The organism is Sulfodiicoccus acidiphilus, assembly GCF_003967175.1.
Lineage (GTDB): Archaea > Thermoproteota > Thermoprotei_A > Sulfolobales > Sulfolobaceae > Sulfodiicoccus > Sulfodiicoccus acidiphilus.
In genome coordinates, this window is record NZ_AP018553.1 from 1720108 (window position 1) to 1733818 (window position 13711).

9 protein-coding genes are annotated in these 13711 nt (G+C 56.9%); 6 read left to right on the forward strand and 3 right to left on the reverse strand.

Features of this window, described 5'->3' with window-relative positions; genetic code table 11:
• Window positions 1–1413: 1413 nt before the first annotated feature.
• Together hepT and HS1genome_RS08835 are read right to left on the reverse strand one after the other, a co-directional pair.
• On the reverse strand, window positions 1414–1830 hold the full coding sequence (gene hepT, locus HS1genome_RS08830; protein ID WP_126450544.1) for a type VII toxin-antitoxin system HepT family RNase toxin: 417 nt from the start codon (window positions 1828–1830) through the stop codon (window positions 1414–1416).
• Window positions 1818–2222, reverse strand: a complete 405-nt coding sequence (locus tag HS1genome_RS08835; RefSeq protein WP_126450546.1) for a nucleotidyltransferase domain-containing protein — start codon at window positions 2220–2222, stop codon at window positions 1818–1820. The genes hepT and HS1genome_RS08835 overlap by 13 nt, the downstream gene beginning before the upstream one ends.
• Window positions 2223–4221: 1999 nt before the next feature.
• Between HS1genome_RS08835 and csx1 the strand changes: the two genes are divergently transcribed.
• The 3 genes from csx1 to HS1genome_RS08850 all read left to right on the forward strand — a co-directional run bounded on the left by csx1 (window position 4222) and on the right by HS1genome_RS08850 (window position 8852).
• Complete coding sequence (gene csx1 / locus HS1genome_RS08840; RefSeq protein WP_158613769.1) at window positions 4222–5592, forward strand: CRISPR-associated CARF protein Csx1; 1371 nt, start codon at window positions 4222–4224, stop codon at window positions 5590–5592.
• Complete coding sequence (locus tag HS1genome_RS08845; RefSeq protein ID WP_126450550.1) at window positions 5589–6812, forward strand: hypothetical protein; 1224 nt, start codon at window positions 5589–5591, stop codon at window positions 6810–6812. Before csx1 ends, HS1genome_RS08845 begins: the two co-directional genes overlap by 4 nt.
• A gap of 1314 nt (window positions 6813–8126) precedes the next feature.
• Window positions 8127–8852, forward strand: coding sequence for a hypothetical protein (locus HS1genome_RS08850; RefSeq protein WP_126450552.1), 726 nt, complete (start codon window positions 8127–8129; stop codon window positions 8850–8852).
• Between the two features lie 326 nt (window positions 8853–9178).
• On the opposite strand, the gene HS1genome_RS08855 is transcribed toward HS1genome_RS08850, so the two are convergent.
• Window positions 9179–9736: a hypothetical protein gene (locus HS1genome_RS08855; RefSeq protein WP_126450554.1), complete on the reverse strand. Its 558-nt coding sequence runs from the start codon at window positions 9734–9736 to the stop codon at window positions 9179–9181.
• Between the two features lie 979 nt (window positions 9737–10715).
• Between HS1genome_RS08855 and HS1genome_RS08860 the strand changes: the two genes are divergently transcribed.
• The 3 genes from HS1genome_RS08860 to HS1genome_RS08870 are packed head-to-tail and all read left to right on the forward strand — an operon-like array spanning window position 10716 to window position 13110.
• Window positions 10716–11711: a DUF4352 domain-containing protein gene (locus HS1genome_RS08860; RefSeq protein WP_158613770.1), complete on the forward strand. Its 996-nt coding sequence runs from the start codon at window positions 10716–10718 to the stop codon at window positions 11709–11711.
• A gap of 35 nt (window positions 11712–11746) precedes the next feature.
• Window positions 11747–12334 (forward strand): hypothetical protein, encoded by a 588-nt coding sequence (locus HS1genome_RS08865; RefSeq protein ID WP_126450557.1) that lies wholly within the window; start codon window positions 11747–11749, stop codon window positions 12332–12334.
• Window positions 12335–12357: 23 nt separating this feature from the next.
• A complete protein-coding gene (locus tag HS1genome_RS08870) occupies window positions 12358–13110 on the forward strand; it encodes a hypothetical protein (RefSeq protein ID WP_126450559.1) in 753 nt (250 codons plus the stop codon).
• Window positions 13111–13711: the final 601 nt, after the last annotated feature.

A 13711-nucleotide genomic window follows, 5' to 3' on the forward strand; every position in this document is an offset into this window, starting at 1 on the left:
CCGTCGGCGTACTCCCGGCTGGACGTGTAACGGGACCCTGTTTAAAAGTTTGTTCATTCGCAATTACCTTCCAGACTTTTCTAGTTTTCAGTAACACCTGTACTCTTGTTTCTATTAAATGAAACCTTTTGAAACCGATTCGATCTCCTTTCAACACAGACGATCGTATTACGAGAGGTATTTTCTCACTTTGCGAAAAGCAGGCTCATCCCTTCCATTGTGATGAGAGAAGAGTACGGAGCGACTTAAGGGAGGCCTTACTACCAGGGTCACCCCATCGACCTAGAGCTTAGCGCTCATTTCCCCAAACCTGAGGGACGTAGCCGTCCGAGGTGAGCAGTCGACTGCTAAGGGATCCGTGTAGCGGGTCCTCTATAACGAGAGGGACCAAGGGAGTAAATACGTATAACGATCCCCTCGACGCGGGGACGCCGTTGCCTGGAGGGAACTCATCTTAGACTTGAGGTTCCCGTTCGCTGCTCCTGTGTATCCGAGTCGCATTTGAACTAACCGAAGTTTCAAATAACCGAACCTGCGAACAGGAATGGGGTATTCCAGCCACGATCGGGCCTACTATGGGTTCCGTAACAAGAGAAGCTAAACTTCTGGGTTTGGCTGAAATTGCAGCGGTGTACATCCTATTGCCTGACAAGGTTTTTACCATTCGACATCATTACCGAAAATGGAGATTGCGTCAGATTTTAGGAGGGTCTTCGAAGGAAAAATGTCCCCTTCGCGTTGATGGAGGATCACTAACGTCGCGTTGTTCATACTAATTATAGGGAGTTGTAACATGGCCTCCAGTTCCATGCACCGACGAGATTGTTGGGGGAAGTACGAAAATAATCCCCGTTTCTGGGTGACGCGTTACAGAGATGAAGTCAACGGGCGTGTTGGGGCGATCCGTTGGATTTCATCGACGTCCCAGGATGGCCATCCTTCCTCTAAACCACCTCGAATTTGCGTTGCTGAGCCAGTCCTCCTCGTCTCCCCCTCATCGTTTTGTACGATTCTCCACTCAAATAGAGAAAGCGTTAGCGTCGAAGTACCCCGTCCACCACGGAGCTACCTTCGCTAACAGGAAGCGTTCTCGTGAGGTCCTCTCATTCGGGAGATTTCTATAATATTATATTAAATATCAATGTATTCCCTCAAGTGAGCTCCCTTAAGGGAGTTCCCTTTATGAGGAAAGTCTAGACCCGAGGTTTCTAAACTCGGTGAGGAAAAGGGACCCCGCTCGTCTCTGTGTTAAGTCCCTCCATCCCCGAAACGTCGACTCGATCGCTTTCGTCCCCTCGTTTCTAGATCTTCTGACGTGCACGTCGTTGGGGAATGATTTTCGTACCATCCAAATATTCATATTATCGAAGTGACTACTCGAGAACAAACCCGATCCAAGCGCGTGTGGCGACCTCAAGGGTCCCAGTACTCCCTAGCCCTCTGTTTGATTTCCAGAACTAGGGCGAACAGCCTCCGATAGCCCCTATTCCTCAGAATGTCCTCTATAGTTTCAAGATCGAGTTCACCGTACTCGTGAACCACTATGTTCCTAAACCCCACCACTGCGTTCAAGAACCTCTCCTCGTCGCCCCCGATCACGCCTTTCTCCCTTAACTTTCTCACGGAATCTCTGTATCCCTCCGTGCTTATTCCCATGTTAGACAGAAGTCTCTGTAGGGTATCGAGAACGACCCGTGCCTGTATTTGTAAACCGTGTAAAATCGCCATTTGATCCCTCCACTCGTCCAAGTCATATCCCTTCTCCACGATCTCGTCGAGCTTAGAGGTAACGTCTTCCAGGTTCTTAAATAACCTATCTAGGACTGCCATTTTCTCACCAAAGCTCTAGCCGCGTTTTCCACAGTATTCAATTTCTTGGCGTCAATTAAGAAGTCCTCACAGACCACGGCCCTCCTGTGAACCCTCCACCAGTCCTCCATGTAAAGTATTATACTGTCGCTGAAGACCTCGTGGATTAGGTAACAGTCGGTCCTCTCGTTTATAACAGTTAGATCTACCTTCTCAGTGTTCAGGTAATCCGTTAGATCGACCCACAACCTCGTATAATCCTCGAGCCTCATTCTCCTCTTGAACTCCACAGCAACATCTACGTCGTTTCCCTCCCCTTTCCTTGACAGGGAACCGAAAAGGATCGCAAATTGTAGGTCGCAATTCTCCCAGTTGAACTCCTTCAGCTTGTTTAACACGTCAGTCAGTTTCACGCTTTGAAAAACGTCGACGGACTTTTAAAGTATACTCTAGACGGGTCAAGTTCTTGGGTTGATAAAGCCGAAGTGCCCTTATTCCCCATCACGAACTTGAGGACGAGGTTGTTTGCGGCCTCGATCACTTCGGGGGACGAGTGTGGACGTGTTAGAAGCAAGGGGAGACACACGAATGTGAGACTTCTACTAGATGTGTGAGAAAAGTCGTTTTCAGGTGAAATGCGCAACTGTAACTCGTAGCCCCATCCCCGCGACTCTGGTCAGGAACCCGTCCAGAGGGAAGGGCAAGTACAGGTGTAAGGACTTCCAGAGGACCTTTTACGACCAGAGTCGCGGGAAGAGTGGGGGGCAGAGGACCTGAGGGAGTACTCGAACAGGACGAACTCGAGTCGAGGTTGAGGGCAGGCCGTCGACCACTACTTGGTCAAGAGGACTTGAAGTGATACGTTGACCTGTCGATCCTACGGGGGCAACTCAAGGACTTCGAGGAAAAGTTCGTGGTCCTCGACGAGAGGTGGACTTACGTCCGAGTCAGGCGCGGTCCCGGACGAGAGGACCTCTGGGTTTTGGACCGTCCTTGTCCACTGAATCCCCTTCTTCGTCACCGGAGACAGGGACTACGAAACCCCCCGCCTTCCCTATCTCTTCCCAAGGTAGGTCCACTACACCGACGCCCCCAGTCCATCAAACCTCGACCACTACGTCGTCGGCGATGGATGCACCTACATCGCGGAGAGCTACAACTCCTCCTGTAGGTCAGACTTGGTTAGGTTCGCTGGGGGACAACAAGTCGACGGGAGCAGGAGGAGGGTTGACACCTAGTCCTGTCGAACCTCGTCTATCTCCACCTGTTTACGATGGAGGAAACCTCCTGAACTAGGCGTACTTGAGGGAAGTACGGTGTATTAGAGATTCCGATTTTACAGGCAATTGTCGAATTAGATGACCGTATGAGAACACTCCACACTAGCGCGTCCTTCCCAATCTTGTTCACTCCCCTGATGTCCTTCCTGAGGGTGCCGCAGTGCTTCTCGACGTCGATGGAGAGTCGGCACCATCCCACCCTCCTCCCTTTTCGGCTTCGATTGCTACATCCTTTCCCTCCTCTCAGGCACTCCTCTCGTAGATGGTAAGAGGAGACTCTTCCTAGACCCTCACTACACACTCCTCCGCAGAGATCCCCGAAGTCCACCTTGCCCCTCCTCTCGTAACCCTCCTCCCTCAACCTTATGGTATCGAGTAAGTGTTTCCCATGTAGACTCGTTGGATTGGGCTCAGAGGAGTGCGGCCCGATAACGATCTTTTACTAAGCTTAAGCCAAGACCCTTCTTAACTCGAAGGGAATATTATGCGGTATTACGACGAAAAATATTTTATATGAGAGGAAAAGCCCACAGAATTTTGGGAAGTTATTGATAAAAATTCCTTACACCGATTTCCCCTTGCGTGTCCCCTGCCTTGGGTTCACTCGGACGACTGACTCCCTTTGTCCGTTAGGGAAATAAGGGGGGCGAAGAGTGGGTTGGACGTGGGTTGCTCTAAACCATCCGAGTCCAGCGCCAGTCACTCTCGAGGTCCGCGTTTTCTAATCGAAAGTGCACTCCACGTGATGGAGGTTTCTGGGGTTTCTCCTCTGACCCTGAGGAGAATTCGACAGATCAACGTGAGGTGCCAACAAGGACATTTTAGTCGGTCTTCGGCCCGTATGCGAGACACTGTATTACCCGTGGGAAATCGAGGGGTTCTCCGAGGAGGACGGCCTCGGGACCTCCGCCTTGTAGGGTCACGGTAATCCTCTGACGCCGAACGTAAATATATTAAGGGGAGGGAGACAAAGAAAAATGTGTCTTTCATGGGAGAGAGACCCCTGAACCGAAGTACGAGGGTCAACCTAAGGGGGGAGGCAGACGATCGGCCTCTTTCTTTAAGGAGGGCGAAAAGAAGTGGACTGTGGACGAAAGTCCTCACTGCGAGTGTTGTGACGGGGTGACTGACCTTGAGTGAAGCGAAGAGGGTCCTGTTGGCTACGTGGGGTCTGCCGAAGGGTTGGAGGTGCGTCAGGTACGCCCTGCTCGAAAACCCCCCGGGGAAGTGGAAGAGGAGGGAGAGGGAACACATGTGCGTCGACGTGAAGGACGACACCTGTCTCGCCAAGTCGACCTCGGTAGCCCTCGACTACTTCTCGTCCCCGGAGCTCGTTGGCGTGTTCCTCTCCTCCACCCTACTCCACGAGTACGATCTCCTGGAACGGGCCGAGGGGCGAAAGCTGGAGGACTTGGACCGGGAGTTAGGGGAGGCGGTCTTCGAGAGGTCCGGATCCGAGGAGGACTCCTGTAACGAACTCTTCGGGAAATTGAAGGACGTAAAGAGGGTGAGGACTTACTGTCTCCCGGGAGTCGGGACCTTCCACACGAAGGGTGGAAACCACGCCTACGAAGGTGAGCCCGGCCTGTACTTCCTCAGGGCCTACTGGGAGACGTGGAAGTTAATCGAGGAGCTGGAGGGCGAGCTGGAGCTGATAGTGGACCTTAGCCACGGGGTGAACTACCAGCCCTCGCTCTTGACGGATGCGGCCGACCTGGCAGCTAGGGTCTACTCCGTCGCTAGGGTGGGGGGAGTCAGGGTCGTAGCGATCAACTCAGACCCCGCCGTCAACCCGGAGGAGGGGGCGACGGTGGGACTCAGGGTCGTCTCGTCCTACAAGGTGAAGCCCAGGACTGCCTTCTCTAGGATAACGGAGGAGGTGACGGAGAACGTCCTCTCCGGGGACCCCTGTAGGTTCCTGAAGTGGAGCGACCCGTTCCTCAGGGACAACTTCAGTAAGCTCGTCACCGCTGTCGAGGCGGGCCTCTTCCTCTCTGTCTCCCACTTCGAGGGGGAAATCCGATCTAACCTGGAGAGGTTGGAACGGAAGCTAGAGGGAGTGAGGGAAATCGCGATAGTTCGAGAACCCGGCGAGTCGAAGGTGAAGTACGCAGGGGCCGAGGGACTCTTCAAGGAGTTGGCCTACGTTCACGCGTTCTTGAAGGCCCTGGAAAAGGCGGGGGAGTCGGAGGTGGAGGGGGAGATGAGCGACGAGGAGTTGAATCGGAAGGCTGAGGACTACGGCCAGGTGACCTCGAGGGAGTTGATCAAGTCCGAGCTAGATCGGGTCAAGGGGATGGACTTGAAAGGCGAGTGGGAGTCCTTGAGCGAGCTGCTCGAGGGCGGTTCCGAGGCAGACAGTTCCCCAAACTCGAGGAACTTGATAGCCCACGGGGGACTTGAGAGGAACGTGACGTTGGTGAGGAGGGATGGACGACTGACGAAGTTCAGGTACAAGTCCGCGGAGGCCGTGTTGAGGGCGCTGGCGGGGGAGAGGCCGTGAGGTGCGCTGTCGTACCTGTGAACAGGTCCGACTACCTCCACCCGGCCGCGTACTCGGCCGTCACGATGACGTGGGAGCTCTTCTCTCCCGGCCTGTACCTCGTGTTGTACTCTAACCACTCCAAGAGGGTAGTGGAGAGCCTGAGGGAACTACGCGACAGGTTGAACGTGAGGTGGGTGGAGTTGAACGTCACCGGGTTCAAGGTGAAGGACCTCATGGAGGAGGTGCGTAAGAGGACGCAGGACTGCGAGAGGGTTTACCTCGTTCCTTCCCCGGGGTCCAACGTCGTGGCGACTTCCCTAGGGGTGCTCTCCAACAGCGACCCGAAGTTCGTCCTCGTCAACTACCTCTTCTCGTTCGGGGCGTGGCACTGGCTCTACTACCCCTTCGTCCCCAGGATAGTGGAGGGCGTCGAGCTCTACCCCCAGACCCAGTTCTACAGGGGCCAGCTCCCCACCCTGGAGTTCGACAGCGGGAACGAATACGTGAGGACCCTCACCCGCGCCGTAGCTTCTCTGAACAGAAGAACCTCCACGTCAGGCACAGAGAAGTGGTTGGAGGCGGTGATCGGCGGAACGAGGGTGTCCACGACTAAACTGGACGTGGAAGTTGGACAGGCCAAGAAGGTGTTAAAGGACGACGTAGCTGTGGAACTGTCGGGGGCGTACGAACTGAAGGTGGAGGTGGAGGGGAAGACCCTCCCCCTCAGGGAGGTGACTGTGGACCAGAGGGTCGTCGTTGACACCAACCTGATCTACTGGGGAGTTCACACCTACGAGGTCAGGAACCTGCTCCTGCCGCAGTGCTCCCTCAACGAGATCCTCGTAAAGGCGTCTGACTTCCCTCAACACTCCATAGTATTGACGACTTTCATGGCCCTGAGGGAGAGGAGCGGCTTCCTGCCCACGGAGTCCAGTCAGTGCGACGCTGTGGTCCCCAGGGCCGACCCGTACATGTTGGAGGGGACGACAGTCCTCACTGGAGATCGAAGGGCCTTCGAGCTCTGGAGAGGGTCCCCCCTGGTCAGGTACGCGAGGTTGGGTCTAGTGAAGAGGGAGGGGGTCAGGGTCGCGCTTCACGACAGGGCGATGGCCGTGGCCAACCTCGCGGTCTACGCCTCCATGTTGGGCGTGGAGTCGAAGCTCTGCCTCGAGGGGACGGACGTTTGCGTCGACCTCGAGCAGCTCTCGAACTCCCCAGGTTCCCCGGGAAGGATGTAGGGTACTCGGACGAAGACCGCGGAGGTCGAGCGTCGACAGCCCGTCTCGACGCGTAGGGTGCTTCGCCTTTGACCACCGAAGGTCCAGGACTCCACCTACTCGCGGAGGCGGTCCGGGACGCGCTATGGCCTGCGACAGATGGGGGTTAGGCGACCCGCCCTCCTTTCGGCGAGTTTCGGTCCTTCGCCTTTCCCTGAGGGGACTTAGTTGAGTCCACCCCAAGGTGAGGGGTGAACTCTGCTTTCCTGAAAAGAGGAAAGCCGTTTCTCGTAATACCCTCACCACCTACGGAAGAGGGTACGTTCAGGGTTAGAAAAATTTAGTTCGTAAGGGAGGTGATAAGGCGTTATCTGTGAAAAATGGAAAATCTACTCAGGGTAATACAGGAGAGAGTTGCTTATAAACGGCCCGCGAGCCCCCGGACTCCCGTAGGGCTATAGGTGCCTCTAACCCCCCCGCCACATCTGAGTTCCCTCATCCACGCCGACGGGGAAGGTGAGGTGTCGCTCGGAGCGTCGCGGACCCAGCGTCAACGACCTCACCTAGGGTGAGATCTCCGAACTGAGAAAGGAGTTCCGGCCTCCCCTCAACGTCACCCCACGACGTTCTCGCGGGTTCAGCGCGGGGGTTTCCTCGGTTTCTCTAAGGAGGGGTCACGTACGGACAGTGCCGACCTCCTGTTGGCGGCCCCTCCCTGAACGCAGTACCCTCCTCCGAGAGGCACTAGGAGACGGCAGTGCAGAATCTCTCACGGATTCATCTCCGGAAAAGAGGTGGGAGGGTCGCACCCCGCCAAACGTGGGAGGGCCCCGACGTCGGATCCCCTCGATCGCCAGCACCTTCGCGACTTCAGGGAGGGTTAGGCAGAGGCGTCGAGGATCGGAGGGACGTTGGCTGAAGCGAATTCGAACTCCACGAGGTTCGAACCTCGCCCGACGCGCGGAGACCTTCCCGCTGGCGCTCCCCGACTCCCAACAGTTAAGCTCGAGGAAGTCCCCCGCCCGACCACTCAGTACAGAATTCGTTTCGGCGAGTTAAGTCTCTCTCGTGCCGCCCCGGAGACGCTGCCCCCCCCCCCGCCGTAACAGGAGCAGACGGAGTTAGAGTGGTTATTCGAAATCCGAGCCCTCGTGGGGGGATCGCCCTGGAGCCGAGAGGGCGCGTCCACCGGCCCGACGGCCTTCTTCCCTCCTCGTTCGACGAAGTTCAGTTTAGGGGCCCGCGCCTGGGCAGTACAGAACCCCCGGCCGTCCTCCACTTCGAAGGACTTCTAACGTCCCCAAAGCTTATCAAGCTCCTTTCTCATTTCTACTCATGCTGACGTCGGGGAAATTGAAGGACTACTTCTCGGGGACGGAGAGCAACGACGTCTCCTCCTTCATGAAGGAAGTTGGGGCCGAGTCGAAGTCGGTCAGGGTCGTCAACATGGACGTGTCGCTCAAGTTCTACGACTCCTCCTCCTCTGGAGTGCTGACTAGGACTCTGAGGTCGAGGATCTTCAACGTAGTCCCCATCAGGAGAGTGCAGGCCACCGTCATCTTCGGTCCGGTGGAGGACGCCACCCTCACCGTTTACGACGTCACGGTGAGGTGGAGGAGGAAGTCGCTGAAGGGGGAGAACAAGGTCACCCCCTTCTCACCACAACGGTACGAGAGGGCCTTCACCCTAGTGAAGGAGCTTGACGAGGAGGTCCCTCCCATGTCGACGTTCACTATGGAAGTGATGGCCCAGGCGTTCTCGGAGACGATAAAGAGGAGGGATAGGTGCCTGGAGATAGTGAGGGGACAGAGGGAGGGGAGATTGCTGGCGGGATACGTCGTCCACCCGGCGAACCCAGCCGTCAAAGTCTCCCTGGCCGTGGAGTACGCTGGTTACGACTTGGTCGACCCGCTCCTGGTCGAGGTCTTCAAGGTGGACGACCTAGGCCCGGTGAACTACAGGGTGTTGGGGAAGGCTAAAACGGAGGGCAGGTCTGTGGTCGCCACACTCCACAGACCCAAGGTTGGGTTGCACTACGCGATCTATTACGCCCTCTCCTGAGGGGAAGTTCAGACCCCCTTTCAACACGCTGGACTTCCGTCGGTCCGGGACCACGGCCGTACGAACGTCGCAAGTGAGGACGTGGTTAGAACGGGCCTCCTACACCTTCCCTCGCGAGTTACACGGTGGGGAGCGACGCCACACGGCGTCTACCATAATCTGGGAAGAGTGTAGTTCCTTAGTAAGACTCCCGAGTTAGGCGCTCGTCCGTAGGGTATGGTGATCTCCCCTATCGCTCCCTCGGAACCCTGTCCACCGCGTGGAGCCCCGCGAGAGGGGCGCCGGAGACGATCCACCACTCGACTCGTCGGATTCCGAGGGGAAGCTCAAAGACCCTCCGTCCCACCGTGGACGACCCCGTACACTCCGGGCGGGGCGAACCTCCACGTGGGTCTCTCCGTGACCTCGTAGCCCACCACGGCGTAGTACCTGTGGGCTCCCTTGAAGGGGACGACGTCGCCGGGTCCCTTCGAAATCACCCTGACCCTCAAGGAGGGGTACCACGTCTCCACGCAGGTGTACGGGACGGTGGAGACGGGACTGAGGCCGCGTATCACGTAGGACGTCCGGCCCTCCCCCGACGACGTGACCTCTACTGGTCCCGTGAACCCCTTAACCACGCCGAATATCTTCAATTCCCCGAAGGGCGAGAGCGTCAAGTAGGACGTGTGGACCTCCAGCGAGCCCTCCCTCTCCCTCGCCTCCACGTCCAGGTAGACCACCGGGAACCTATCGGTGAAGACGTAGTACCTACCTCTCCTCTCCACCGCTCCAGTGAGGACGAGGAAGTCCAGCAACTTCACGGCCCTCTTCCCCGCCCTCCGAGACACCTCCCACCTCGTCCTGGGGACTCGAAGTAAACTCAGGAGCTCTCGCAGGTCCACGGGAGGAAGTGCAGCCCGAAGGTAAAAAAGTTTCGTGGCCACCGGAAAGTCCCTCCCTCGAGCACGAGGAGGGTTCGGCCCAGGATAGGCGGGTTCAGGCTTTAGTTCGACGAGGCCGCGGAGGAGGCGACCTCGGGTGGGACCTCACAAAAGGAACGGACGATCCGAGCTAGGGTTCCGAAAGCGCGGAGGGTCTCCGCGACGAACGGGTCCGCGCTTTCTGGACGTGGCGAGCACGGAACGAGGGCGGGCGCAGGGTCGAAGGTCCGAAGTGCTCGGGTGGGTCAGCCTTTGGGACTCCGAGGGGGATTTCCCCCGGCTTCGGCGAAAGTAGAGGCCTCCGCCCAGGGAACGCAGGTCGACCTGCCGAAACACCTAGGGCTCACGGAACTTAGGGGTACCGAGGTACCTCGAGGACGTTGCACAGGAGGTCGAAACTGCCTTTCACATCGACAGTGGAATTTAGAGAAGGATAAATTGAATTTATTAATAATCTTACTATAACGTCGTTTTTGTGGTCCCCGAAATTGGGACAGTCGGAACCTTCTTTCCCTTTCGCTACGTGGACTCTAGGGATCTAGCGTAAAGGAATTGGAAAGGTGGAGGGTTGGGGGATCCACGGTCGAACCGTGGCCCTACTTCGTTCTCGCGCGGCCTGGAGGTAGACCTCGTTCCGAGCGATTTGAGCGCGTTGGTTTCCCATCCCTCCGATCCCTTCCGGATCAAGGTCGGACAGACCTGAAGAGAAAACTATATTATGTTCCAATATAACTCTTGCTCGGATTAATATCTCAATGATTTTCTTAGATGGAACAGTTAGACGGCCCTTGAGGACGTCGCTCGGACTTCACGGAGAGGTCCCCCGGTTCGCGGTGGGGTCCCTCGGGGAGTTCTCGACTATTCGCGCTCCCAACAGCCGCGTGAAGAGGTGAGAAAAATTTATATAAAGGTGATTACACGTGATGAATTAGGTGTAAGTGTGCCTAGTCTAGCCCTCATAATAGTGGTAGCTGTGGTGATAATCGCGGGAGTAGGAGGGACGGTCATCGTCCTCCAGCACATTTCCGTCAAACACACGATTTACACTAACGTCACGGTCCCCTCGACTCAGAATTCCTCCTCTACGCCGACCACCCATCCCGTCTCGGGCCAGGCCTCTGGCTTGACCATACAGGTGAGCTCGGTTATAGACGCGAAGGCGCTGGCTCAGTACAGGGGTCTCGGCGGACTGAAGTACGAACTCCTCTTCGTCACGATCACCAACGACCTGAACTCGCCCACGGTCGTGACTCCTGGAGACTTCGCTCTCGTCGGAAGCGACGGCCAGACCTACAACGAAGTGGCCCTGAGCGCGTTTCAGTTCTCCACCCTCGAAACCACCCCCATACAGGCTGGACAATCCGTCAACGGCTTCCTGGCCTTCCAGCTACCCTACGGGGTTCAACCGCGCTCCCTCCAGTACAAGGGGACTACGATCTCCCTCGCTGGCGTCAAGGTGCAGTACCTCTCCGTGTTGAACGTCACCCCGGTGTTCAACGACTCCGACGTGGTCGCTTCGTCTGGGAGTCAGGGAATGCTGATCGCTGGAGTCAACGGAGTTCCAGCCGTAATGCAGTTGGAGATCTACAACAACCACTCGTCCGTCCCCGTCGAGTTGGTAGGGGTGACGGCTCAAGGACCTGTGGAGCTGGCAAGGAGCCCGACGCTTCACGTCTCGCTCCCACCTCGCGGGAGTTACGCGCTGACCCTCAACCTATCCCTTCCCGACTCCAGCGTCTACGGGAGCGCCGAGGTCGATGTCTTGACGTCGCTGAACTCTTCGGCCTACTCGGGGTCGGTGAGGTCCTTGGTTAACGACACGGTCTTGGCGGAACTGCAGGGGCTCACGGGACAGAGTTACCTCTCCTACAACGTAACTGTGAGTTACGACGGGGGAGCAGCTTCACGGTCCTCCCCCAGGACTTCGCGCTGGTGACCACCCAAGGAACTTACCGAGCCGAACAGGTCCAGTTGCCGGGAGTAGGGGCGGCCTACGGCACCCCGACCGTGACTTACTCCGGAGGGGCGACGGAGACCTTGGTCTTCAAGGTACCCTCCACCGCGGTCCCCCTGCAGGTAGTGTACAACACCTCGAACGGGCTCAGAGTGTTCCAGTTCGACGCCCACGTTCCCGTGACCGGTTACGTGCTGTTCGTGAAGCAGGTCACCTCGAACTCCAACGACTCAGAAGTTCGGACCTCGATTCTACCCTCGAGCGAGGCCAACTCTCTTTACTCGGGCTCCTTCGGAGGCTACTTCTTCGTGACGGGCGAGAAGGTACCGTTCGTAGTGACCGTCGTGAACGGCCACACGGAGGTTCCGGTGGAGGTGAGTGGGATAACGTCCAACGGTCCGTTCACAGTGACGGACAACTTCTCCGGCGCCTTCGTCCTACAGGGAGACACGGAGAACTACCAGTTCTTCCTACAGCCAGGAAACGAGAGTTACTTGGGCGACGTGCATTTGACGGTGGACATCGGCTTCCACCCGAGTTTCTACAACCTGACCGTGCTCAACTCGATAAACGCGAGCTCCTTCGGGAGTACCTGCAGTCTATAGGTGGACCTCAAGGACTCACCTTCGTGGTCTACAACGTGAGCGTGAGGTACGACGGTCCAGGATCCTTCCAGTTCTCCCCGGAGAGGGTGGTGCTGGTCACCAACCAAGGGGACTTCCGCGTCTACAACTACTCTTACTCCGGTTCCCAGTGGCCTAGCTCCTACGCCTTCATACAGAAGTCGGGAGGTTGCTCCGACACAGTCGACGACTGGATCCCCGGGGTTCCGACCTACATGTCGTTCGGTTTCATCTGTCTCGACCAGACTCCTGGGATGAACTCCTCCTCCCTGTCCACGGGTTCCTCGACGCAGGGTTACTTGGTCTTCGGCATACCCAGGGGAGCTACGCCCGAGAGCTTCGTTTACCTCACGGGGAACAACTTGACGGTGTTCAGCGCCAACGCTGCCTTCCACCCCGACGAGTACATATCAGGAGTCAAGGTGGTCATCAACATGATCAACTCTAAAGGGCAGGAGTTGACTAGCCAGGAAGTGGTCTTCGGAATAGACGGAGGCTCCCCTCAGTACGCGTTCGCTAGAGTGTTGGGTAACGGCCTCGACATAGGAGAGGGTCCCGTAGCTAAGGTCTCAGTGAACTACCCTACGGAACCTCCAATCCAATTCTCCATAGTCCGTAACCAGACCCCAGGGGGAGATGTCTTCGCCGGTTACGACTACTACGTGGCCAACCTAGTGACACAAATTAAGTTCTTGCCTTCGGATCAGAGCTATTGGAACTCCTCTGCCGTACTAACGGTGAACGTGTATTTCAGCTAATAGGGAGATTTTACTTATACTTTTTTACTTTTTTTCACGGGACCTCCTCACCTTCGAAGTCTAGATTTCCCTTCTGTCTCCTGTTGGCCCGAATCACACCTGCGTTGGCCTTTACGAAGGCCTAGACGCCGGGGACTTCACGGTCCCTCACGGTGCACCGCTCCTAGAGGCGTGGGGGAAACCCCGAGTCCGAAGGGTTACACGAAGGGCTACGTGTTTCAGTCGTGGACTAACTCTTTCCGATGTCGCGACATGGACGTTAGGTGGTCGACACCCTTGAGGGGGAGCTTCCCACCCCGTGTTACGCCTCGTTGGAGAGGTTGAGGGCTACAGCGGAGGTTTTGAACCATCCGCGGGGCGGGCGACGTCTGGTGAGGTGCGGGTACGACGAGGTCGGTCTATGTCCCGCCTTCCTCTACGGTCGTACCTCTCGCCTGGCCACACCTCCACGAAGAGGTCCACGACTTCGTGGAGGACGAAACGAGATCGATTAGTCCCAGGGACCTGTTCGCTTCGACGCTCCCCTCCTACCGTTAGCTCTTTACAAAATTCGGGGGTTGAGGGGGCGAAAAGCCTCGCCTTTCACGGGGGTGAACAGCTC

Coding starts and splice junctions, on each gene's coding strand:
- hepT (WP_126450544.1), bottom strand. CDS start 1,830: ATGGCAGTCCTAGATAGGTTATTTAAGAACCTGGAAGACGTTACCTCT.
- HS1genome_RS08850 (WP_126450552.1), top strand. CDS start 8,127: ATGCTGACGTCGGGGAAATTGAAGGACTACTTCTCGGGGACGGAGAGC.